The following is a 20,361-nucleotide window of genomic DNA, read 5'->3' as shown; positions in this document are numbered from 1 at the left end:
CCGGCAGCCGATTACGCACGGCCTTAGGCCATGGTTCCGGATCATGCTCCAAAGGGGGCCGTAGACACTGTCCAAGGCCGGAATGTCAAGGAACTTCGGTCAGCATTCACCTGGGGATGCGGCCTCCTAAAATCCACCATTGGTCTGGTTGGTATCCACCGCGGCCCCTGCCTGGGCGCGGCGCGCGCTGTTCACGAGTTGGCCCGGCCGGTCGTCATGGTCCGGCTTCGCCGTCGCGAGCCGCAGCACGGCGCCATACCCCGGCTGCACCTCCATGCGTTCCGCGTGCCGGCTCTCGCTGAGCAAGCGATGCACCTTCGGCAGGTTGTAGCAGGGCACGTAGAACAGCAGATGATGCTCGAGGTGATAGTTCACGTAGTACGGCGCGATGAACAGACGCTCGAGAAAATTGGCATGCGTGGTGCGGGTGTTGCGCAAGGGATCGCTGCTATCGGGCACGACGGCGTGCTCGGCGATGTTGCGGATGCGGGTGATCACCATCATCCAGGTCACGAGCGGCACCAGCCATAGCAGCGGATAGGCCCACCACACGCCGGCCGCCGCGAGGCCTGCGAACATCGCGGCATTGACGAGGCATTGCGGGCCGAGCTTCTCCCAGAAATGCGCGACGCGCTGGCGCCACGGCCGGTCCTTCGGCCCGAGCGCGTTGAGCAATTGCGCCTTGCGCTGCTGGTAGCCGGTCTGCCCGGTGATGTCGCGAATGAACTTGCGGCGATAGCTCAGCCTGGTGATCGGAAACGGCGCCGACAGCACGAGGTCGGGATCGTCCTCCTGTTGGGTGCGCGCATGATGCTGGAGGTGATAGCGCCGATAGCTGCGCGTCTCCGCAAAGAGCGGATAGGCGCAGAACCATTGGCTCAGCGTCAGATTAGTCTTTTCGTCGGCGGACAGGCAGCCATGGGCGCCGTCATGCATCAGGATCGCCAGGCCCAGCTGGCGTGAGCCGATAATGGCGACGGCGAGAACATAGGTGATCGGATTGGGCCACCACGCGACCAACGCGATCGCGCCGATAATGAGAGCCCAAGCGTGGGCGATCAGCGCAATGCCTTTCCACGTCACGCGCTGGCGCACGTCTGCCAATTGATCGTCGGTCAGGAAATCGCGGGCACGCATGCGAAGCGCGGTCATGGCCTAACTCTCCTCGTCAGAACTGGTCGATGTCTCGCGATCGTCGACGAGGCGCAGGCGCGCAGTGTCGCCGGTTGATTTGGCCTGCTCTCCGAGCACGCGCAGCATCTCGGCGCACAACGCATCGGGCGAACGGCCCATGGCGTAGCCTTCGAGGATGATTCCGATGGCGACAGCCCAGAACCGCCGCGAGCTTTCGTCGGGTGCGCGCAACGAGCGCCAGCCATGCCGTGCGACCTGGCTCGCATAGGCCCGCGCGCCCTCGCTGTGGAGACGTTCGATGGTGCGTTCGACCAGCGGCGCGAGATCCTGCCGACGCCGGGTCAGCGTCAACGCCTCGGCGAAGAAAGCGACCGAATCACTCGCCGTCACCGTCTCGGCCAGCGCGTGGGTGTAATCCCCGGGGGTACGCGCCTTCAGAGCCGCCTGCTCGGTCGCACGCGCGAGGTACAGGAGGTCGCGGCAGGCGCATTCGACGAACAGCGCCTCCTTGGTACGGAAATAATAGGTGATCTGGCTCGGGAATGCGTCCGCGGCGGTCGCGATGTCGGCGATTGCCGTGCCTGCCAGTCCCCGCTCCCGGAACAGCGGGCTCGCCGCATCCAGCAGCAGAGAGCGCATTTTGCGCCCCGCCGATCGCGTCGCGCGCGCGGCGTGCTTGGGGTCGCCTGCCGTCTCTAGCGGCTCATGGACCGACTTTTCCGGCATGGAGGTCCTCCCATTTGATTTATTTGTATGACATACAAACAAATAAATCAAGCAAGATATCAATCAAGCAAGATATGGTATGGGAGGACCGGTCCCGGCGGCCTGCATCGGCCCCCTCCGGGCCGAAAATACGGCCTCCAACCTTGCAAAGCCGGCCAAAATCCGTATAAGGCGCGCATCCGCAGACCCCGGCCGGGAGCTGAACGGACGGTCTCAACAAATCATTCGTGATTTTGATGTGGCAGGGCCAGTCGGCCCGTCGTCCCGTGTTTCCGCCTTCTGAGCTTAATCCCAGAGTCCTTTCCGAAGGCCTCTTAAGGGCTTGACGCCGGGCGATGCGCTAACAAGAGGAAAGGACTTCCATGGCTCTCTATGAGCATGTTTTTCTCGCGCGCCAAGACGCGAGCACGCAGCAGGTCGAAGAGCTGACTGCGCAGATGACCGGCATCGTCGAAGGTCTCGGCGGCAAGGTCACCAAGACCGAGAACTGGGGCGTTCGCTCCCTCACCTACCGCATGAACAAGAACCGCAAGGCGCACTTCGTGCTGCTCAACATCGACGCGCCGTCCGCGGCGATCGCCGAGATCGAGCGCCAGGAGCGCATCAGCGAAGACGTGATCCGCTATATCAGCGTCCGCGTCGAAGAGCTCGAGGAAGGCCCGTCCGCGATGATGCGCAAGGCCGACCGTGACCGCGAGCGTGACGACCGTGGCGGCGGCTTCCGTGGCGATCGCGAAGGCGGTGGCTTCCGTGGCGACCGCGAGGGCGGTGGCTTCCGTGGCGGCGATCGCGACGGTGGCGGCTTCCGCGGTGACCGCGGCCCGCGCCGTCCGCGCGAAGACGCTGAAACCACCACCACCACGACGGATGGGGAGTAAGAACAATGGCTGAAGCTGGTGCACGCCGCCCGTTTTTCCGTCGTCGCAAGAGCTGCCCGTTCACGGGCGCGAATGCTCCGAAGATCGACTACAAGGACTCCAAGCTGCTGATGCGTTACGTCTCCGAGCGCGGCAAGATCGTACCGAGCCGCATCACCGCGGTGTCCGCGAAGAAGCAGCGTGAGCTCGCCCGCGCCATCAAGCGCGCGCGGTTCCTGGGTCTGCTGCCCTACGTCATTCGCTAAGACGAATTCGGCCGGCGGCGTCATCGCCGCCGGCCGCACTCTAAAGCGCGATGTCATCGCGCTTTAGGTTATCGTTTGAGCATGATCTTTTCGGAGAACCGCTGCACACTTTTCCGGATCATGCTCGAGTTTCATAAGGCTTCCGGGTCGTCCGGTCGCCGATGGTTGGGGCGAAATGCCTCTAACCGCTCGAAAGGAGCGGGACAGCTGATGATGGTCTTTGGACTGATAGCCCTGATCGCCGGCGCTGCGTCGGCCCTGATGTTCGCCTCGATCGTATCGGGCGCGCTGATCTCGCTCGTCCTGTTCTATCTCGCACCGCTGCCGCTGATGGTCGCCGCGATCGGCTGGGGACCGCTTTGCGCGAGCGTGGGCGGCATCGCCGCCGCGATCGGCCTCGGCGCCCTGTTCGGCCTGCCCTATTGCATCGCTTTCGCCGTCACCGTCGCGCTGCCGGCCTGGTGGCTCGGCCATCTCGTCCTGCTCAGCCGGCGGGTTGGACCCGTCACGCCGGACGGCGTCACCGAGCCGGCAGCGGAGCCTGAGCTCGAATGGTATCCGGTCGGACGCATCCTGCTGTGGATCGCGGGCTTCGCTGCGCTGACCACGATCGCCGCCCTGCTCACGCTCGGCACCGACGCCGAGACCATCATCGGCACGCTGCGGCGCGGCTTGATGCGGCTCCTTCGCGCCACGGATCCGCAAGCCGCAGGCGAAGCCGACCAGTTCGTCGACGTGCTGGTGCGCGTCGCACCGGCCGCCGCCACCGTCGTGGCGATGATGACGCTGACGCTCAATCTCTGGCTCAGCGCCAAGGTGACGGCGACGTCGGGTCGGCTGCGCCGTCCCTGGCCCGACATGATGACGGCGGAGCTGCCGCCGATGACGCTGGTGGCGCTCTGCATCGCCATTGCCTTCTGCTTTACCGGCGGATTGCTCGCGATCGTCGCGCAGATCGCCACGGCGGCGCTGATGATGGGCTACGCGCTCGCCGGCTTTGCCGTGCTGCATACGCTGACGCTGGCACTGAAGAGCCGCACCTTCTGGCTCGGCTCGACCTACGCCGTCGTCGTCGTATTCGGATGGCCCGTCATCGCGATGGTGATCCTCGGCCTTGCGGACGCCGTGTTCGGTTTCCGCGAGCGCTTCCTGCGCACGCGACAGCCACCGCCGCTGCCAACCGTTTAAGTTCAAGTCCGAAAGTCCAACTCACTCAACACTTCAAAAGGAGAACGAATATGGAAGTCATTTTGCTGGAACGCGTCAACAAGCTCGGTCAAATGGGCGAAGTCGTGAAGGTTCGCGACGGCTATGCCCGCAATTTCCTGCTCAAGCGCGGCAAGGCGCTGCGCGCCACCGCCGACAACCGCTCCAAGTACGACGGCATGAAGGCGGACCTCGAGGCTCGCAACCTCGAGTCCAAGGGCGAGGCGTCCAAGGTCGCCGAGAAGATCCAGGGCAAGAACATCATCGTGATCCGTCAGGCTTCGGAAGCCGGCCAGCTGTTCGGCTCGGTCAACGTGCGTGACGTCGTGGTGGCGTTCGAAGCCGACGGCGTTTCGCTGTCCCGTCCGCAGGTCCAGCTCGACGCGCCGATCAAGACCATCGGCAGGCACCCCATCACCGTCGCTATCCACCCCGAGGTCGAGGTCGAGATCAGCGTTACGGTTGCGCGCAGCCAGGACGAGGCCGAGCGCATCAACCGCGGCGAGGACATCTCGACCCGCAACGAGGACCGCGATGCGGCCGCCGAGGCGATCGCCGCCGCCGGCGAGTTCTTCGATCCGGAAGCCGAGCACGACGACGCCGAGCCGGCACCGGCTGCGGAAGAGACCGAGAAGTAAGCCGCGCATTCACGCAGGCTGCGAAGCCCGGTCGCCTCAGGCGGCCGGGCTTTTCGTTTGGGCGGCGACGTCCTCGCTCAGCACCGCGATCGAGGCGAGCGCCGTTGCCGTGTGCTTCTCGACACCGTCGCTGACGCAGAACACGTCGGCCGCAACCACCGAGACCTGACGGCCCGGCTTGATCACCCTGGCCCGGCAGATCAGCTTCTCGCCGACCGCGGGCGAGAGCAGATTGAGCTTGTATTCGGCCGTCAGCGCCGCCTGGCCGCGCGACGTGGCGGCCGCGATCGTCGTGGCGTTGTCGACCAGAAAGGCGGTAACGCCGCCGTGGAAGAAACCGTGCTGCTGCAACAGCTCCGGCCGACGCTCGACCGCAATCGTGCAGGTGCCCCGTGACAATTCGGACAGCTCGGCACCGACCAGGTTCATAAAGCCTTGCCGGCCGACATTGGCGTGAATGCGCTCGGCTACGGCTGCGAATTCGGGATCTGCTTCATTACGCATGCGGCCTCTCATTGTTTCCTGATGCGATCGGGCGGCATCAGCGCGCGAATGGCGCAGGCAATCAGCGTATCGGCCTCACTGCGCGGATCGGTGCGGTCGCGTCCAGACAGAAACGCGCGGCAGAAGATCTGAGCCGGGCCGATCAGCTGGCTGACGAACATCACCGGCGTCATCGGCAGCAGTTCGCCGCGTGCAACCAGCGGCGCGCGCCAGCACTCGATGCCTTCGGCGAGGCGCGCATTCTGCGCACGCTGGGCGTCGCGGACGTCCTCGCCCCATTCGCTGCGCGAGATCTCGAACAGATAGCGCGCCTCACGCCGGCTGGTGACGACCCAGCCGAGATGCGCCCGGATCAGGCGATCGATGCCCTGCCCGGCATCGGGGACAGGATCGAGCGCGGCCAGCACCGCGGCGTGATAGTGCCTGAGAACCTCCAGGAACAGCGCGCCCGCGAGCTCCTTCTTCGATCCGAACACATGAAAGAAGCTGCCGTTGGAGGCGCGCGCGCGGGTACGGATCGCCGCTACCGTCGCAGCCTCGAAGCCGACGCGGTCGAACACGGCAAGCCCGGCCGCCAACAAATCGTCACGCACACTCGCCGTCATCGGCGCCCCCTAGAGTATTACTCTAGAGCAATACTCTAATTGTGGTCAAGACGACGCTGAGGCCGCGATGAACGCGGCCTCAGCAAGTCGATCGGAAAACGTGGGGCGTTACCGCGAGATCGGCGGCGCGGGCGGTCCGGAGGACTCTGCTGGCGGCGGGGCCGCGGCGGTCGCGGGCGGGGTCGGCTCCTGCGGTTTGGCCGCCGGTTCGGAACTCGCGGCAGGCGCAGCCGGCTTGGGAGCCGCTTCTTCCACCGGCTTGGGCGCGACAGCCGGCGGAGCCGGCGTCACCTGCGGCACCGGATCGGGCCGCAACGCCGGAGCCTCGCTCCCGCGCGGTTCAACCTTGGCGCTCTCAGGCTTGGCGCTCTCAGGTTTGGCTTCAGCGGGCTTCTCGGACGGCTTGCTGCTGTCAGGCTTGGCCTCTGGCTCGACCTTGGCGGTCTCTGGCTTGGCAGTCTCGGGCTTGGTAGTCTCGGGCTTGGACTCGGCCTTCGGCTCGCTCTTCTTCTCTTCGGTTGCCGGTGCGGCGGCGTCGACCTTCGGTGCTTCCTCGGTTCCGGGCTTGCCGCGACGCTTGCCCTTGCGTCCTTCTGGCGCTGCCTGACCCTCCGGCTTTGCGCCCTCCTCGCTCGGCCGCGCCGCGCGCTTCTGGCGGCCTTCAGGCGGCGCCGCGCCCTCGGCTTCCGGCTTGGCGGGTTCCTGCGAACGCTGGCGGCGCCCCTGATGCTCGGGCGACTGGCCAAGCGCTGTGTTCGCTTCTTTCTCCTTGGCGCCGTCCTTCTTTTCCTTGCCGTCCTTACCGTCCTTGGCTTGGTAGCGGGTGTCGGTGGCACCATTGGAGACAAGGTAGGAGGCGAGGATGCCCGCCATGTCCGAGCTCGTCGTGTAGTGCTGGCGCAGGAAGCCCGGCAGCGAGCCCGGCGCCACGGTCTTCAACAGACCGCGCGGGCTCTTGTGGCACGCATTGCAGGTCTGCGTGAAAATCTGGGACGGGCTTTTGCCGGCCTCGAGGTTCGTCGCCTGCGCAAGAACGCTATCGGTCGCGCCGAAGCCGATCAGAACCAATACCGTCGCGAGGCTGAGCGCTCGGCTCGACATTCCCATCATCTCCATTGAATTCCGAAGGATGCTGCCGGCGGCGGGCGCGGCGGCGGGTCACCTTTTAGCCGATTGAGCTGCGAATGGAAGCGGGCTCCGCGCGCAAGGATGTGATTACGCGTTTTTGGAATATCCGCTTTGAACACAGTGCAATAGCAGGGCTGAAACAGCCGCCCCAGATTTACATGCAAGCGCATAGGAACCGCTCCGGTGCCTGGGCGTCAGATGTGAAAGCCGGGCTAGTCGCGTCTTTTCGGATTTGCTCGAGAGGAAGGTGCTTATGGGCAGTTTGCTGCGTAAATTCCTGTCTCAATTCATCCGCCGCGGGTCGATGACGGTGACCACGGCGACGGGTTCGAAGTTCACGGTCGGCGACGGCTCAGGCGATCCGATCCTAGTCCGCTTCGTTACCGCGGACGCAGAGCGAAAGGTCCTCATCAACCCCGAACTCGGACTTGGCGAGGCCTATATGGACGGCGAGTTCGTCGTCGAGCGCGGCACCATAGCTGATGCCCTCGCGATCCTGCTCGATCAACCCGACCTATTGCCGCAGTGGGCAAAACCGTGGTGGCACCTGCGCTATCTGACGCGGCACCTGAAGCAGTTCAATCCGCGCTCCCGCTCCCGCAGCAACGTCGCGCACCACTACGATCTCGACGCCCGGCTCTATTCGCTCTTTCTCGACGCGGACAAGCAATATAGCTGCGCCTATTTCGAGACGCCGGAGGCCACGCTCGACGACGCGCAGCTCGCCAAGAAGCGGCACATCGCCGCCAAGCTCCACGTCAAGCGCGGCCAGCGCGTGCTCGACATCGGCTCAGGCTGGGGCGGGCTCGGTGTCTATCTCGCCGAGATCGCCGGCGCCGACGTCACCGGCATCACACTGTCCACCGAGCAGTTGCAGGTCGCCAATGCGCGCGCCGCGGAAAAGTGCCTGACGGGATCGGCGAAATTCCTGCTCGAGGACTATCGCGACATCGACGGACCATTCGACCGCATCGTCTCGGTCGGCATGTTCGAGCATGTCGGCGAGCCGTTCTACGACACCTTCTTCCGGCGCTGCGCGGAATTGCTGAGCGAGGACGGCGTCATGCTGCTGCACTCGATCGGCCGTTCGCAGGGGCCGGATTCCACCAATCCCTGGATCGCAAAGTACATCTTCCCCGGCGGCTACATCCCCGCGCTGTCGGAGGTGATGCCCGCGATCGAACGCGCGGGTTTGCTGGTCTGCGACATCGAAATCCTGCGCCTGCACTATGCCGGGACGCTGAAGGCCTGGCGGGAACGCTTCATGGCACGGCGCGAGGAAGCGGTGCAGCTCTACGACGAGCGCTTCGCGCTGATGTGGGAGTTCTACCTCGCGGCCTGCGAGATGTCCTTCCGCAAGCAGGCCATGATGAACTTCCAGATCCAGCTCACCAGGCGTCAGGGCGTGATACCGATCACCCGCGACTACATCGGGCGTGAGGAAGCCCGGCTGCGGGCCCTCGAAGGCGGCGCCGAGCCCCGGCTCAAATTGGCTGGTGAATAGGTCCTAATGGCGCAGGGTCGAGATCGGGGACGACCGGTAAGCGGTCGTTAACGCCAGATGCGCCCGCAGTTCCGCGAGAATCTCCGGTGCGACCGGCTCGCGGCGGATTTCGGGCCGCTCGGCGTGCTGCATGGCAACGATCAGCCCGGACAGCCAAGCCCGGCTGCCTGCCTCGCTTCGCCAATTCTGCTGCTGCCGTTCTGGCCGCATCGCTAGCCTCGTTCCCTGTTGGCGGGTCTGGGACAATCCCCTGCCCGCCTGCCTGTTCCGGTTCTACCCCCGAAAGAATCCGGGGAGATGTGATCTGCTTCACATAAGTCCGGTCGGCCCTGGCTTAGACCGTCGCCATGAGCAAAGAGACCCAAACCTCGTTCGACGTGCAGGACGACCTCCGCACCGACTACGCTCTGATCGCCACCGGCGTCGGAGCGGCTCTGGTTGCGCTGGTCTACCTCCTGCTGGTCTGAAGGCGAGCCGAAAGCTCCCGGCGCATGCCATTTCGCGCGCTCTTCGATACGTCTTCGCGCCAATTCATTAGGTTCATGGTTTCAAGATTTTTCCGCGGCGCGGTCGCGGCCACTTCTGGGCCGGGCGAGTTCCGCAAAAATCCGTCAAGCGCGGCACGTGCTGCGGCTGCTATTCATCCACCATTTTAACTGAGCGGTTGATAGCGGTCAGCTTTCGCTTCCGCTTTGGACCGAGGCGGCGCTTTATCCCGGCCCCGCATCCGCCCCAGAAAATTGCTATCGCCCGACCATGGCCCTGACTGATTCGAACGTCCTCAAACTCGCGCCCGAACCCGGAACTCCCGCTTACCGGAGCGCACCGCACAATATCGAGGCGGAACAGAGCCTTCTGGGCGCGATCCTGGTCAACAACGACGCCTTCTATCGTGTCTCCGACTTCCTGGAGCCGAAGCATTATTTCGAGCCGCTGCACCAGACCATCTACGAGACCGCCGGCAGCCTGATCCGGATGGGCAAGATCGCCACGCCCGTGACGCTGAAGACGTTCCTGCCAGCCGACACCGACGTCGGCGGCATGACCATCGGGCAATATCTGGCGCGCCTCGCGGCCGAGGCGACCACCATCATCAACGCCCAGGACTACGGCCGCACCGTCTATGATCTGGCGCTGCGCCGCGATCTCATCGGCATCGGCGAAGACATGGTCAATGTCGCCTATGACGCGCCGGTCGACTTTGCGCCACGGGCCCAGATCGAGGATGCCGAGCGGCGTCTCTACGAACTCGCCGAGTCCGGCCGTTATGACGGCGGCTTCCAAAAATTCTCGCAGGCATTGGCGGTCGCGGTCGATCTCGCTGCAAAGGCGTTCCAGCGCGACGGAAAGCTGTCCGGCATCTCCACGGGCATGCGCGACCTCGACAACAAGATGGGCGGCCTGCAACACTCCGACCTCATCATCGTGGCGGGACGTCCCGGCATGGGCAAGACGTCGCTGGCGACCAACATCGCCTACAACGTCGCCAAGGCCTATGTCGCCGAGCTCCAGGCCGACGGCACCATGAAGGCCGCCAATGGCGGCGTGATCGGCTTCTTCTCCTGCGAAATGTCGGCCGACCAGCTCGCCACGCGTATCGTGGCCGAGCGCACCGGCATTTCCTCCTCTCACATCCGCCGCGGCGGCATCACGGAAGCCGATTTCGACAAGATCCGGGAGGTCTCGATCGAGCTGCAGTCGCTGCCTTTCTATGTCGACGCGACCGGCGGCCTGTCGATCGCCCAGCTGATGGCGCGCGCGCGCCGGCTGAAGCGACAGAAGGGCCTCGATCTGCTCGTGATCGACTACATCCAGCTGCTGTCCGGCTCCGGCAAGCGGAGCGAAAATCGCGTGCAGGAAATCACGGAGATCACGACGAGCCTGAAAGCGCTGGCGAAAGAGCTCAACGTCCCCGTCATCGCGCTGTCCCAGCTCTCGCGCCAGGTCGAATCCCGCGAAGACAAGCGGCCGCAGCTCTCAGACTTGCGCGAATCCGGCTCGATCGAGCAGGACGCCGACGTCGTGCTGTTCGTTTACCGCGAGGAATATTACCTCGCGATGAAGGAACCACGCCCGGGCACGCCCGAACACGAGAAATGGCGCCTGGACATGGACCTTGCGTTCGGCAAGGCCGAAGTCATCATCGGCAAGCAGCGCCACGGCCCGACAGGCACGGTCGATTTGGCGTTCGAAGCCTCGGTCACGCGGTTCAGCGACCTCGCGCCTGACGCTCAGATGCCGGCTCGCAGCAGCAACGACTACTGAGTTCCTTGAACCAGAGCTGCCTCTTGCGTAAAACGGCGCCATGACAATGGCGTCCAAACCGAACACGATCCCGCAATCCGGCCTCCTCTCCGCGGAGGCCAATCAGGCTGCCGCGCTCGCTGCCTTCGGCGGCGTGCTTACCGTCGATCTCGACGCCATCATCGCCAACTGGCGCAAGCTGGAAAAGACGGCAGTGCCGGCGGAGTGCTCGGCGGTGATCAAGGCCGACGCCTATGGCTGCGGCGCCGCGCAGGTCGCGCGGGCCCTGAACAAGGCCGGCTGCAAGACCTTCTTTGTCGCGACCATCGAGGAAGCCCGCACTGTGCGCGGTGCCGTGCCGGATGCCGCGATCTACGTGCTCGGCGGCTATTTCCAGAACACCGGCGAACACTACGCCGCCATCAACTGCCGGCCGGTGATCGGCGATCTCAACGAGCTCGCCGAATGGGACGTGTTCTGCCGCCGCACCGGCTGGAGCGGGGGCGCTGCGATCCATATCGACACCGGCATGAACCGGCTCGGGCTGACGTTGTCGGAAGCGCAGGCCATCATCCCCCGCATCAATGCCGGCGATCACGGCATCACGCTGGTGATGAGCCATCTGGTCTCGGCCGAGCAGCTCAACAGTCAGATCAACGCAAAACAGCTCGCGTCCTTCCGCGGCATCGCCAGCGAATTCTCAGGCGTGCCGGCGGCGCTCGCCAACTCCTCGGGAATTTTCCTCGGCGCGCCCTTCGTGTTCGACCTGGTGCGGCCGGGCGCCGCGCTCTACGGCGTCAACCCGACGCCGGAGGCCGACAATCCGATGCAGCCGGTGGTCGACCTCAAAGCGCGCATCGTGCAGGTTCGCAGTGTCGAGCGCGGTGAGAGCGTCGGTTATGGCGGCACCTGGACCGCGCGGCGGCCGACGAAACTCGCGATCATCGCGGTCGGTTACGCCGACGGCTATTTCCGCGCCGCCAGTTCCAATGACGGCACCCGCGGGGCAGAAGTGATTGTCGCCGGCAAGCGCTGCCCGGTCGCGGGCCGCGTCTCGATGGACCTGATCGCAATCGACATCACCGATCTGCCGCCGAACGCAGCGCGCCGCGGCCACATGGTGACGCTGCTCGGCGAGGGCATCACCGTCGACGAGCTCGCGCATCATTTTGGCACCATCGGCTATGAGGTGCTGACCAGCCTCGGCCACCGCTACGCCCGCATCTACAAGGGCGGCAATGTGGTGGAGCCGCTGGCGAAGCCGGAGCCCGCGCAAACGGCCGAGCAGCCGCCCGCACCGCCTCCGATCGAGCAGCCGACGAGCCCGCCGCCACTGCCGAGCTAGGTCGTCCGCCGCTTACTTCTTCTTCCGGCTGTCGAGCGCGGTCTTGCAGGACGCGCTGAGCTGATCGCGCTTGGCGTCGAGGCAGGCGATGATCTTGCCGCCACCGGGCGCGATGCCCGTGCAGAATTTGTCATAGTCGGCCTTGCAAGCACCGCGCGGATCGGACGATTGTGCCGAAGCCGCTCCGGAGATCGCGACAACGACGACGAAAGCAGCAAAGTTCAACTTGGACATTGTATCTCCGGTGGCGGAAGGTGAGAGGCCGGTAGCTCTACATGAAGATTGCGACATTCAACATCAACAACATCAACCGGCGCCTGCCCAATCTGTTGGCATGGATGAAAGCGGCGAAACCCGATGTCGTCGCGCTTCAGGAATTGAAGGCAAGTGATAACGAATTTCCGGTGGCCGCGATCGAAAAGGCCGGCTACGGCGCGGTATGGCGCGGACAAAAGACCTGGAACGGCGTCGCCATCCTCGCCCGCAACACTGAACCCGTTCTCACCCGCGACCGGTTGCCGGGAAAACCTAGCGATCTCGAAGCCCGCTACATCGAAGCCGCCGTGCGCGGTGTCATCGTCACCAGCATCTACCTGCCGAACGGCAATCCGCAGCCGGGTCCGAAGTTTGATTACAAGCTCGACTGGTTCGCGCGGCTCAAGCGCCACGCCAAGACTTTCATCAAGCAGGATTTGCCCGTGGTGCTGGCCGGCGACTACAACGTTGCGCCTGATACGATCGACATCTATCCGACGCGTTCATGGGACAAGGATGCCTTGATCCAGCCGAAGAGCCGCGCGGCGTTTGCTTCGCTGGTCGAACAAGGCTGGTGCGATGCGATCCGCGAGCTGCATCCCGAGAAACGCATTTACACGTTCTGGGACTACAAGCGAAACCGCTGGCCGCGCGATGCGGGCCTACGGCTCGATCATCTGCTGCTCAGCCCTGCTCTCGTCTCACGCCTGGCAAAGGCCGGCGTCGACAAGAAGGTCCGCGGCGAGGATGGCGCGAGCGACCATGCGCCGGCGTGGGTGGTGCTGAAATAAGCGAGGTGCCGTAGGGTGGATTGGCCCCGCGCTGCGCGAAGCGCAGTCGCTCGGCGTAATCCACCATTTCCGTCTCTGCGGTACGAACAATGGTGGATTACGCTTCGCTAATCCACCCTACGAAACTAGCGTCCGTAATAGTCCTGCACCGTATCCCACGCCGCCTTTTGCAGAAGCTGCGTCGTCTCGGGATCCAGCCCCATCGTGTAGGAATTGCCGACCGGCGAACGCCCGGTCAGCGCGGCGAGCGTCACGCACGTCGCCAGATACGTGCCGGCGGGGCTCGGGTGCCGTTTGTCCGGCGCATAGAGATTTAGCTCGGGCTGCAGCTTGCGCACGCGCGCGAAGGCGAGACCTGCCGGAATGACGAGCGCGTCGTTGGCATTGCCTGCGAGCGTGTAGGCTTCGGCGAGCCTCTCCGTCATCTCCGGCTTGTCCGCATAGGCCCAGGACATGAACAGCACCGGCCGCATGCCATGAGCGCGGACGATCTCGCTGTCCTTCCTGGCGAAGGTCGTGAACGCGTCCTTCAACTGCGGATGGATCGGACACTGGCTGCAATCCATCATCACGACGGCATCGAACTGCCTGCCCGGCTTGTTGAAGACCACGACGTTCTGGTCGTCGAAGGAATAAGCGCCGAGGCCACCCGGGCGCAGCAGATTGTCCATGTCGTGCCAGTCGAGGCCGGAGCCGCCGATCGTGGCCATGGTGTTGCGATAGGCCGCCTTGTTGTCGGCATCCGCGGCCCGCTCCATGAAGGAGAGATGCCCCGGCATACCGTTGTTGTAGTAGAAGAAGCTGTTGCCGACGAACAGCGCCGCCTTGGGGAAGTCTGGTCCGAGTGTTGTGACCTTCGGCTTGGTCTGCGCCTGGGCGTTGAAGCCGGCTGCAACGGCCAGACACATTGCGAGCATCACTCGCGCAAAAAGACGCATCGTGGCTTCCTCCCCTTTTTCTGGGGCCGGAACAAATCAGCTTTTCAAAACGGCCTCAAGAGCACGAACGTGCAGCAGCTATGCGTGCGCCCAAAGTGCTCACCACAAATTCTTGCCGTCGATCATGTTCACCGGCACGGCCTCGAGATCGAAATCGTCAAACAAGCGCGCATTGACGCCAACCCTGGGATTGTCGAAATCCGGTTCGCCGGTCGACCAGTCCGGCGACTCCGAATAGGTGCCGCAGCCACAGCTCGCGCAAAAATGGTGTTTGACGGTGCGGCTGCCCCAGAGATAGGTCGCGACGTTGTCGGCGGGCGACAGCAGGCGAAACTGCGCCGGCGTGTAGTAGGCCCACAACGCGCCGCGCTTGGCACAAAGCGAACAGGTGCAGCGCGTCACGGCCGAGGGCGCCTCCGTCACCTCGAATACCGTCTCACCGCAATGACAGCTTGCCTCGATCGGCATGACCCGCTCCCCGTTTTGTCAGGAGATGGTCGTAGCCCGCCCCTGCTGCCAACATGCTGTCAGCAGCGAAAGCTCCGTCAGGGAGCTTCGTTCGCGGACAGCCGCTTGGCGTTCGCGGCGACATGCTCGCGATAGCGCTGGACGACGGCGGCAGGCGTTGCGCCGGCGAGCAGGCTCGCGGTTGCCTCGAAGGCGGCAGCGATCTTCTCGCTCACCATCAGCACGGCCTCCAGCCCGGCGGCCTCATCGCCATGGCTGAGCTTCTCGCAGCGCAGCCGCACCACCTCGCTCGCTTCAACCGCGAGCATCGCGCCGGCAAACCAGGGAAAGCCATTGTCGGATCCGCTGAGCACCGCGTGGCGGTCAAGGGCGGAGAAGGAATGATGATCGGGCACGGCGGGCCTCAAATTCTTTGCGTGAACGCTCCGATCAATACGCTTCAAATTTGAAGGATCAGGCCGGGGAACCGGTCGGATTGGGCGCGCCTGCGATATCGGCCATTAACCAAGGCCCTTGACGCGCCTGCTCTGGTTATCATACTGGTCTGACCAAGATCAGACCAACAAGAGACCGGGATGGAGCTCAAGCGAGCCGCTGAAGGCGAAAAAGGGTTCGAGAAGGTGTTCGCCTTCTTGCGTGAGCGCCTGCTTGCGGGCTCGCTCAAGCCCGGCGACCGCCTGATTTCCGAGCGCGAGCTGGCGACCCTCCTCGGCGTCAGCAGGCCGATCGTCCGAGAGGCGCTGCGCGCCCTCACCGTGCTCGGCATCGTCGAGATCCGCGATCGCATCGGCACTGTCGTGACCCGACCGGACGTCTCGGTCCTGAACGACTTCTTCACCTTCGCGCTCGCCCAGCAGGCCGACATGCTCGACGACGTCATGCAGGCGCGCGTCGCGATCGAATGCCAGGCGATCCGGCTTGCCTGCGAGCGCGCCAACATCGCCGATTTCGAACGCCTCCAGCGCACGCTCGCCAAGATCGGCGAGACGATCGACGAGGCGGACGCCGGCGGCATGGCCGACTTCGAATTCCATCGCTCGATCGTGACGGCATCGCACTCGGAGACGCTGACGGTGCTGCATGGTTCGATGGCGGGCCTGCTGACGCATTCGCATCGCAGCCGCCGTGAGCTGGTGCAGGCCTTCCCGTCGATGAAGACGTACCTGATCGACGACCACCGCCGCATCTTCGAAGCGGTCATCGCACGCGATCCGGAACGGGCGGATGCGACGCTGCGGAAGCACTTTGCCATTGGCGACGAATTCCGGCGGCGCGCCGTCGTCGGCGACTTGGACAAGACCAGCGCCTCGCGCTGACAGCAGACAGACGAAACAAGAAACGAGCGAATAACATGGGACGGAACGACAAGGGCAATGTCGGCTTCATCGGCATCGGCACGATGGGCCTGGAGATGGTGCGCAACCTCCTGAAGGCTGGGCACGCGGTGCGCGCCTTCGATCTCAACGAGGCCGCTGTCGCCGACATCGTGAGGGAAGGCGCGGTTCGCGCCAAAAGTCCTGCCCATGCCGCGCAAGACGCCGACATAGTCATCACCATGCTGCCCGACACGCCCCATGTCGAGGCAACGATTTACGGCGAGCAAGGCCTGCTGAAGTCGCCGCCATCCGGCAAGCTGATCGTGGACATGAGCACGATCTCGCCAGTCGCCGTCCGCCGCATCCATGCCGATCTGCAAAAAACCGGCGTCAGCTTCATTGATGCACCGGTCTCTGGTGGGCCGCTGGGCGCCAAGAACGCCGCGCTCTCGATCATGGCCGGCGGCGATGAGGCAGCTTTTGCGCAGGCCGAGCCGTTCTTCCGCGCGATGGGCACGACCATCACGCATGTCGGGGCGGCCGGCGCAGGCCAGACCGTCAAACTCTGCAATCAGCTGATCTGCGGCATCAACATCCAGGCGATCTGCGAGGCCCTCGCGCTCGGACGTGCTTCTGGCCTCGATCTCAATCTGCTGCGCAAAGTGTTGCTCGGTGGCTCCGCCGCGTCCTGGATGCTCGACAAGCTCGGCCCCGCGATGATCGCGGGCGACGCCTCCGCCGGCTTTCGGATCGATCTGCAGCTCAAGGATCTCCGCCTCGTGCAGGAGCATGCACAGGCGCTGAGCGTGCCCCTGCCCGGCACAGCGCTCGTCACCAGCCAGTATGTCGACGCACGTGCGCATGGCGAAGGCAACAACGGCAATCAGGCGCTGTTCCGCGTCTATGACCGCATGACCAACCAAACCACCGGCTGAACCAACGGCGATGAGCCTCCAACTCGACTTTCCCGCAGTGCTGGAGCGTTGGCCGAGTTTTCTCGGTGGCGCCGTGCTGACGTTGGAGTTGGCGGCTTTCGCGACCGTGTTCGGTGCCCTGTTCGGCACGCTCGCAGCCGTCGGCCGCGGCTCGCGAAGCCCGCTGATCGCAGGGGCCTGCAAAGTCTATGTCGAGGCCATCCGCAACACGCCATTGCTGGTGCAGATATTCCTGGTCTATTTCGGGCTCGCGAGCCTGGGGCTGAAACTCTCGGCCTTCACCGTGGCGGTGGCCGCGCTGACGATCAATGTCGGCGCCTATACCGCCGAGATCATGCGCGCCGGCTTTGAGGCGATCCCACGCGGACAGATCGAGGCGGCCGAGGGGCTGGCGCTATCGCGTCTCCAGATCTACTGGCACATCATCCTGCTACCGGCGATCGAGAGGGTTTATCCGGCACTGACCAGCCAGTTCGTGTTGCTGATGCTGGCCTCCTCGGTCTGCTCGCAGATCTCGGCGGAAGAGCTCACCGCGGTCGCCAACTACATCCAGTCGGATACTTACCGCGCATTCGAGACCTACATCATCGTCGCCGTGCTCTACATCATCCTATCGCTGGTGATGCGCGCGGGCTTCTGGGGCCTCGGCCTCGTGCTGTTCCCGCGCCGTCGCCGGCTCGGCACTCCGCTGTGAGATGACCATGGGCGGACATCTCAACATCAACCATCTCATGTTCCTCGGCCAGGGCGCGCTGTGGACCATTGGTCTATCCGTGATCGCGCTGATCGGCGGCGGCATCGTCGGCTTCGTGATCGCGCTCGCGCGCATCTCGCCGCTCAAATCTGTGCGGATCGCCAGCGGCGTCTACGTTCAGCTCATCCAGGGCACGCCGCTGCTCGTCATTCTGTTCCTCGGCTATTTCGGCCTCGCTGCGATCGGCCTCAAGGTCTCCTCGCTCACGGCCGCCGGCGCCTCACTCACGCTCTACGTCGCCGCCTATCTCGGCGAGATCTGGCGCGGCTGCATCCAGTCGGTGCCGAAGCCGCAATGGGAAGCCGCCGAGGGCCTCGCGCTGAGCCGGACCCAGCGCATGATAAAGGTGATCCTGCCGCAGGCGGTCCGCATCGCGACGCCGCCGACCGTCGGCTTCATGGTGCAGATCATCAAGAACACCTCGCTCGCCTCCGTCGTCGGCTTCGTCGAGCTGATGCGCTCGGGCCAGATCGTCAACAACTCGCTGTTCGAGCCGTTCGTCATCTACGCCATCATCGCCGCCGCCTATTTCGCCATGTGCTATCCCCTCTCGCTGTTCAGCCAGAAGCTGGAACGGCGGATGGGGCGTGGCAGATCCAACCTCGCGCCAGCCTGACATGCAGCAAAACCCATCCTCCGCACCAATCGTATCGCTCCGCGACGTCCAGAAGAGCTTTGGCCCGCTGCTTGTGCTCGATGGCGTCTCCTTTGCCGTCGAGCGCGGCGAAGTGCTGGCACTCATTGGCCGCTCCGGCTCCGGCAAGAGCACGGCGCTGCGCTGCATCGACCGTTTCGAGAAGGTGGACGGCGGCGAGATCGTCGTCTGCGGACACCGCGTCGACCGTCCTGATGTCGATCTGCGCGCGCTGCGCCAGGACGTCGGCATCGTGTTCCAGAGCTACAATCTGTTTCCGCATCTCACGATCGAGCAGAACATCACGCTCGCGCCCTGCGCGGTGAAAGGTCTGGCCGCTTCGCAGGCGAAGGACCTCGCGCGAAAAGTGCTGGCGCAGGTCGGGCTGGAAGAAAAGTTGCACGCCTATCCCGAGCAGCTCTCGGGCGGCCAGCAGCAGCGCGCGGCCATCGCCCGCTCGCTGGCGATGCAGCCGAAGGTCATGCTGTTCGACGAGGTCACGTCGGCGCTCGATCCCGAGCTCACCGCCGAGGTGCTGAAGGTGATCGAGCAACTCGCGGCGGACGGCATGACCATGGTGATGGTCACCCACGAGATGGGTTTTGCCAAGGGCATCGCCGACCGCATCGTCTTCATGCATCGCGGCAAGGTCCACGAGACCGGACCCGCCTCGATCCTGACGTCGCCAACGACGCCGGAGCTGACGCAGTTCGTCGGCACCGGAAACTTAAAATCATAACAGGAAGAGGAGAACCAGGGATGACAAACAAGACACTGCTGGGGACGGCCGCCGCGCTATTCGGCCTCGTCATGATGGCTGCCACGCCAGCTTCTGCCGACTTGCTCGACGACATCATGCAAGCCAAGAAGATTCGCATTTCGACGGACGTCGCCATTCCACCCTCGGGCATGATGGATTCGAGCATGAAGCCGACCGGCTCCGACGTCGAGGTGGCCCAACTGCTCGCCAAGGACTGGGGCATCGAGCTCGAATTCATCCAGACCACCGGCGCGACCCGCATTCCCAATGTGCTGACCGGCAAGGCCGACATCATCATCTCGACCCTGTCGGTGACGCCCGACCGCGCCAAGGTGATCGACTTCACCAAGCGCTATGCGACGCTGCAATCCGACGTCGGCTGCCTGAAATCGTCGACCGTCAAGGACTGGCCCGACCTGAAGGACAAGGCGATCGGCGTCTCGCGCGGCACCACGCAGGACACCACTCTGTCCAACATGAAGGACAAGGACCTCAAGATCTCGCGTTACGATGACGACGCCACCATGGTGACCGCGGCCGTCTCCGGCCAGGTCGACTGCGTCGCCTCGTCCGCGACGATCATCAACCAGATCGGCGTGAAGAACCCGGCGCGTGTCTTCGAGTCCCGGATTCCGCTGGCGACCTTCGACCTTGCCATCGGGCTGAAGAAGGGTGAGCAGCGCCTGATGGACAAGCTCAACGCCTGGATCACCGAGAACGTCAAGAACGGCAAGCTCAACGCGATCTACAAGAAATTCCACGGCGTCGAGCTGCCGCCGGACATGCGCAGCTGAACGGAAGAACGCCGTGACAGTCGCACGCGACTGTCACGGTTTTGGCAAAATCAAGAAGGGCATCACATGCGTCTCGTCATCGGATCCGACCACGCCGGCTGGCCGCTCAAGCAGACAATTATCGACCACATCCGCAGCCTCGGCCACGACGTCCTCGATGTCGGCTCCCATGACGACAAGCCGGTGGATTTCCCTGATATCGCGCGCGCGGTGGCGCAGAAGGTGACGTCGGGCGAAGCCGCGCGCGGCATCATGGTCTGCGGCACCGGCGTCGGCGCCTCGATCGCCGCCAACAAGATGAAGGGTATCCGCGCCGCGGTCTGCCACGACATCCACTCCGCTCATCAGAGCGTCGAGCACGACGACGTCAACGTCATGTGCATTGGCGCACAGATTGTCGGCGCCTGGCTCGCCGTGGATCTCGTCTCGTCCTATCTCTCGGCCGAATTCTCCACCGACGAGGATTTCCGCCGCCGCGTGGAAAAGCTGCGCGTCATGGATGAGCAAGGCTGAGGGACGCGGCTGCTCATCTTCCGATCCGCGAGCGCCGATAATTCCA

General features: G+C 64.3%; 25 protein-coding genes. 15 read left to right on the top strand and 10 right to left on the bottom strand.

Features of this window, described 5'->3' with window-relative positions:
- Positions 1–126 precede the first annotated feature (126 nt).
- The gene (locus tag IVB29_RS16235; RefSeq protein ID WP_247504382.1) at positions 127–1,152 is read right to left on the bottom strand and encodes a fatty acid desaturase family protein; all 1,026 of its coding nucleotides are present in this window, start codon (positions 1,150–1,152) and stop codon (positions 127–129) included.
- A 3-nt stretch (positions 1,153–1,155) separates the two neighbouring features.
- On the bottom strand, positions 1,156–1,860 hold the full coding sequence (locus IVB29_RS16230; protein WP_247504381.1) for a TetR/AcrR family transcriptional regulator C-terminal domain-containing protein: 705 nt from the start codon (positions 1,858–1,860) through the stop codon (positions 1,156–1,158).
- A 362-nt stretch (positions 1,861–2,222) separates the two neighbouring features.
- Here IVB29_RS16230 and rpsF point away from each other — a divergent pair, with 362 nt between their 5' ends.
- The 4 genes from rpsF (at position 2,223) to rplI (ending at position 4,827) form a co-directional block, all read left to right on the top strand.
- Positions 2,223–2,738, top strand: coding sequence for a 30S ribosomal protein S6 (gene rpsF / locus IVB29_RS16225; protein WP_247504380.1), 516 nt, complete (start codon positions 2,223–2,225; stop codon positions 2,736–2,738).
- A 5-nt stretch (positions 2,739–2,743) separates the two neighbouring features.
- Complete coding sequence (gene rpsR / locus IVB29_RS16220) at positions 2,744–2,983, top strand: 30S ribosomal protein S18 (RefSeq protein WP_007592020.1); 240 nt, start codon at positions 2,744–2,746, stop codon at positions 2,981–2,983.
- A 210-nt stretch (positions 2,984–3,193) separates the two neighbouring features.
- Entirely contained in the window at positions 3,194–4,171 is a 978-nt protein-coding gene (locus tag IVB29_RS16215) for a hypothetical protein (RefSeq protein ID WP_247504379.1), read from the top strand.
- Between the two features lie 50 nt (positions 4,172–4,221).
- Positions 4,222–4,827: a 50S ribosomal protein L9 gene (rplI, locus tag IVB29_RS16210; protein WP_247504378.1), complete on the top strand. Its 606-nt coding sequence runs from the start codon at positions 4,222–4,224 to the stop codon at positions 4,825–4,827.
- Between the two features lie 36 nt (positions 4,828–4,863).
- On the opposite strand, the gene IVB29_RS16205 is transcribed toward rplI, so the two are convergent.
- The 3 genes from IVB29_RS16205 to IVB29_RS16195 form a co-directional block, all read right to left on the bottom strand.
- On the bottom strand, positions 4,864–5,331 hold the full coding sequence (locus tag IVB29_RS16205) for a PaaI family thioesterase (RefSeq protein WP_247504377.1): 468 nt from the start codon (positions 5,329–5,331) through the stop codon (positions 4,864–4,866).
- An 8-nt stretch (positions 5,332–5,339) separates the two neighbouring features.
- A complete protein-coding gene (locus tag IVB29_RS16200; protein ID WP_247504376.1) occupies positions 5,340–5,936 on the bottom strand; it encodes a TetR/AcrR family transcriptional regulator in 597 nt (198 codons plus the stop codon).
- A 108-nt stretch (positions 5,937–6,044) separates the two neighbouring features.
- Complete coding sequence (locus tag IVB29_RS16195) at positions 6,045–7,037, bottom strand: hypothetical protein (protein ID WP_247504375.1); 993 nt, start codon at positions 7,035–7,037, stop codon at positions 6,045–6,047.
- 280 nt (positions 7,038–7,317) lie between these two features.
- Between IVB29_RS16195 and IVB29_RS16190 the strand changes: the two genes are divergently transcribed.
- Positions 7,318–8,568 (top strand): cyclopropane-fatty-acyl-phospholipid synthase family protein, encoded by a 1,251-nt coding sequence (locus IVB29_RS16190; RefSeq protein ID WP_247504374.1) that lies wholly within the window; start codon positions 7,318–7,320, stop codon positions 8,566–8,568.
- A 3-nt stretch (positions 8,569–8,571) separates the two neighbouring features.
- Here the strand turns inward: IVB29_RS16190 and IVB29_RS16185 are convergent, their stop codons facing one another.
- Entirely contained in the window at positions 8,572–8,778 is a 207-nt protein-coding gene (locus tag IVB29_RS16185; protein WP_247504373.1) for a transcriptional regulator, read from the bottom strand.
- A gap of 546 nt (positions 8,779–9,324) precedes the next feature.
- Between IVB29_RS16185 and IVB29_RS16180 the strand changes: the two genes are divergently transcribed.
- A complete protein-coding gene (locus IVB29_RS16180; protein ID WP_247504372.1) occupies positions 9,325–10,833 on the top strand; it encodes a replicative DNA helicase in 1,509 nt (502 codons plus the stop codon).
- A gap of 46 nt (positions 10,834–10,879) precedes the next feature.
- Entirely contained in the window at positions 10,880–12,157 is a 1,278-nt protein-coding gene (gene alr, locus IVB29_RS16175; RefSeq protein ID WP_247504371.1) for an alanine racemase, read from the top strand.
- Positions 12,158–12,169: 12 nt separating this feature from the next.
- On the opposite strand, the gene IVB29_RS16170 is transcribed toward alr, so the two are convergent.
- Positions 12,170–12,391: a cysteine rich repeat-containing protein gene (locus IVB29_RS16170; RefSeq protein WP_247504370.1), complete on the bottom strand. Its 222-nt coding sequence runs from the start codon at positions 12,389–12,391 to the stop codon at positions 12,170–12,172.
- Between the two features lie 41 nt (positions 12,392–12,432).
- On the opposite strand from IVB29_RS16170, the gene IVB29_RS16165 reads away from it, so the two are divergent.
- Positions 12,433–13,203, top strand: a complete 771-nt coding sequence (locus tag IVB29_RS16165) for an exodeoxyribonuclease III (protein WP_247504369.1) — start codon at positions 12,433–12,435, stop codon at positions 13,201–13,203.
- A 125-nt stretch (positions 13,204–13,328) separates the two neighbouring features.
- On the opposite strand, the gene IVB29_RS16160 is transcribed toward IVB29_RS16165, so the two are convergent.
- The 3 genes from IVB29_RS16160 to IVB29_RS16150 form a co-directional block, all read right to left on the bottom strand.
- Entirely contained in the window at positions 13,329–14,141 is an 813-nt protein-coding gene (locus IVB29_RS16160) for a hypothetical protein (RefSeq protein WP_247504368.1), read from the bottom strand.
- A 99-nt stretch (positions 14,142–14,240) separates the two neighbouring features.
- Entirely contained in the window at positions 14,241–14,609 is a 369-nt protein-coding gene (locus IVB29_RS16155) for a GFA family protein (RefSeq protein ID WP_247504367.1), read from the bottom strand.
- A 77-nt stretch (positions 14,610–14,686) separates the two neighbouring features.
- Entirely contained in the window at positions 14,687–15,004 is a 318-nt protein-coding gene (locus IVB29_RS16150) for a hypothetical protein (protein WP_247504366.1), read from the bottom strand.
- A gap of 180 nt (positions 15,005–15,184) precedes the next feature.
- Between IVB29_RS16150 and IVB29_RS16145 the strand changes: the two genes are divergently transcribed.
- From IVB29_RS16145 to rpiB, 7 genes are all read left to right on the top strand, one after another.
- Complete coding sequence (locus IVB29_RS16145; RefSeq protein ID WP_247504365.1) at positions 15,185–15,925, top strand: FadR/GntR family transcriptional regulator; 741 nt, start codon at positions 15,185–15,187, stop codon at positions 15,923–15,925.
- Complete coding sequence (locus tag IVB29_RS16140; RefSeq protein WP_247504464.1) at positions 15,871–16,860, top strand: NAD(P)-dependent oxidoreductase; 990 nt, start codon at positions 15,871–15,873, stop codon at positions 16,858–16,860. The genes IVB29_RS16145 and IVB29_RS16140 overlap by 55 nt, the downstream gene beginning before the upstream one ends.
- A gap of 10 nt (positions 16,861–16,870) precedes the next feature.
- Positions 16,871–17,554: an amino acid ABC transporter permease gene (locus IVB29_RS16135; RefSeq protein ID WP_247504364.1), complete on the top strand. Its 684-nt coding sequence runs from the start codon at positions 16,871–16,873 to the stop codon at positions 17,552–17,554.
- A 7-nt stretch (positions 17,555–17,561) separates the two neighbouring features.
- Positions 17,562–18,230 carry an amino acid ABC transporter permease gene (locus IVB29_RS16130; protein WP_247504363.1) on the top strand — a complete coding sequence of 223 codons (669 nt, stop codon included), beginning with the start codon at positions 17,562–17,564 and terminating at the stop codon, positions 18,228–18,230.
- A 1-nt stretch (position 18,231) separates the two neighbouring features.
- Positions 18,232–18,987: an amino acid ABC transporter ATP-binding protein gene (locus IVB29_RS16125; RefSeq protein WP_247504463.1), complete on the top strand. Its 756-nt coding sequence runs from the start codon at positions 18,232–18,234 to the stop codon at positions 18,985–18,987.
- 20 nt (positions 18,988–19,007) lie between these two features.
- Positions 19,008–19,802 (top strand): transporter substrate-binding domain-containing protein, encoded by a 795-nt coding sequence (locus tag IVB29_RS16120; RefSeq protein ID WP_247504362.1) that lies wholly within the window; start codon positions 19,008–19,010, stop codon positions 19,800–19,802.
- Positions 19,803–19,868: 66 nt separating this feature from the next.
- Entirely contained in the window at positions 19,869–20,315 is a 447-nt protein-coding gene (rpiB, locus tag IVB29_RS16115) for a ribose 5-phosphate isomerase B (protein ID WP_247504361.1), read from the top strand.
- The last annotated feature ends 46 nt before the right edge of the window (positions 20,316–20,361 follow it).

Origin of the sequence: Bradyrhizobium sp. 1, from assembly GCF_023073315.1 — a bacterium.
In the GTDB taxonomy this organism is placed as follows: domain Bacteria; phylum Pseudomonadota; class Alphaproteobacteria; order Rhizobiales; family Xanthobacteraceae; genus Bradyrhizobium.
The sequence above is the reverse complement of the archived record's forward strand: the minus strand, read 5'-3'. Positions and strand labels throughout refer to the sequence as shown.

Bases quoted from the DNA above. Each gene is read 5' to 3' on its own strand.
- IVB29_RS16170 (WP_247504370.1), bottom strand. From the start codon at position 12,391: ATGTCCAAGTTGAACTTTGCTGCTTTCGTCGTCGTTGTCGCGATCTCC.
- IVB29_RS16235 (WP_247504382.1), bottom strand. From the start codon at position 1,152: ATGACCGCGCTTCGCATGCGTGCCCGCGATTTCCTGACCGACGATCAA.
- IVB29_RS16155 (WP_247504367.1), bottom strand. From the start codon at position 14,609: ATGCCGATCGAGGCAAGCTGTCATTGCGGTGAGACGGTATTCGAGGTG.
- IVB29_RS16165 (WP_247504369.1), top strand. From the start codon at position 12,433: ATGAAGATTGCGACATTCAACATCAACAACATCAACCGGCGCCTGCCC.
- IVB29_RS16190 (WP_247504374.1), top strand. From the start codon at position 7,318: ATGGGCAGTTTGCTGCGTAAATTCCTGTCTCAATTCATCCGCCGCGGG.
- IVB29_RS16120 (WP_247504362.1), top strand. From the start codon at position 19,008: ATGACAAACAAGACACTGCTGGGGACGGCCGCCGCGCTATTCGGCCTC.
- IVB29_RS16180 (WP_247504372.1), top strand. From the start codon at position 9,325: ATGGCCCTGACTGATTCGAACGTCCTCAAACTCGCGCCCGAACCCGGA.
- IVB29_RS16230 (WP_247504381.1), bottom strand. From the start codon at position 1,860: ATGCCGGAAAAGTCGGTCCATGAGCCGCTAGAGACGGCAGGCGACCCC.
- rplI (WP_247504378.1), top strand. From the start codon at position 4,222: ATGGAAGTCATTTTGCTGGAACGCGTCAACAAGCTCGGTCAAATGGGC.
- IVB29_RS16130 (WP_247504363.1), top strand. From the start codon at position 17,562: ATGGGCGGACATCTCAACATCAACCATCTCATGTTCCTCGGCCAGGGC.
- IVB29_RS16135 (WP_247504364.1), top strand. From the start codon at position 16,871: ATGAGCCTCCAACTCGACTTTCCCGCAGTGCTGGAGCGTTGGCCGAGT.
- rpsR (WP_007592020.1), top strand. From the start codon at position 2,744: ATGGCTGAAGCTGGTGCACGCCGCCCGTTTTTCCGTCGTCGCAAGAGC.
- IVB29_RS16185 (WP_247504373.1), bottom strand. From the start codon at position 8,778: ATGCGGCCAGAACGGCAGCAGCAGAATTGGCGAAGCGAGGCAGGCAGC.
- rpsF (WP_247504380.1), top strand. From the start codon at position 2,223: ATGGCTCTCTATGAGCATGTTTTTCTCGCGCGCCAAGACGCGAGCACG.
- IVB29_RS16195 (WP_247504375.1), bottom strand. From the start codon at position 7,037: ATGTCGAGCCGAGCGCTCAGCCTCGCGACGGTATTGGTTCTGATCGGC.
- IVB29_RS16160 (WP_247504368.1), bottom strand. From the start codon at position 14,141: ATGCGTCTTTTTGCGCGAGTGATGCTCGCAATGTGTCTGGCCGTTGCA.
- IVB29_RS16215 (WP_247504379.1), top strand. From the start codon at position 3,194: ATGATGGTCTTTGGACTGATAGCCCTGATCGCCGGCGCTGCGTCGGCC.
- rpiB (WP_247504361.1), top strand. From the start codon at position 19,869: ATGCGTCTCGTCATCGGATCCGACCACGCCGGCTGGCCGCTCAAGCAG.
- IVB29_RS16145 (WP_247504365.1), top strand. From the start codon at position 15,185: ATGGAGCTCAAGCGAGCCGCTGAAGGCGAAAAAGGGTTCGAGAAGGTG.
- IVB29_RS16200 (WP_247504376.1), bottom strand. From the start codon at position 5,936: ATGACGGCGAGTGTGCGTGACGATTTGTTGGCGGCCGGGCTTGCCGTG.
- IVB29_RS16125 (WP_247504463.1), top strand. From the start codon at position 18,232: ATGCAGCAAAACCCATCCTCCGCACCAATCGTATCGCTCCGCGACGTC.
- alr (WP_247504371.1), top strand. From the start codon at position 10,880: ATGGCGTCCAAACCGAACACGATCCCGCAATCCGGCCTCCTCTCCGCG.
- IVB29_RS16205 (WP_247504377.1), bottom strand. From the start codon at position 5,331: ATGCGTAATGAAGCAGATCCCGAATTCGCAGCCGTAGCCGAGCGCATT.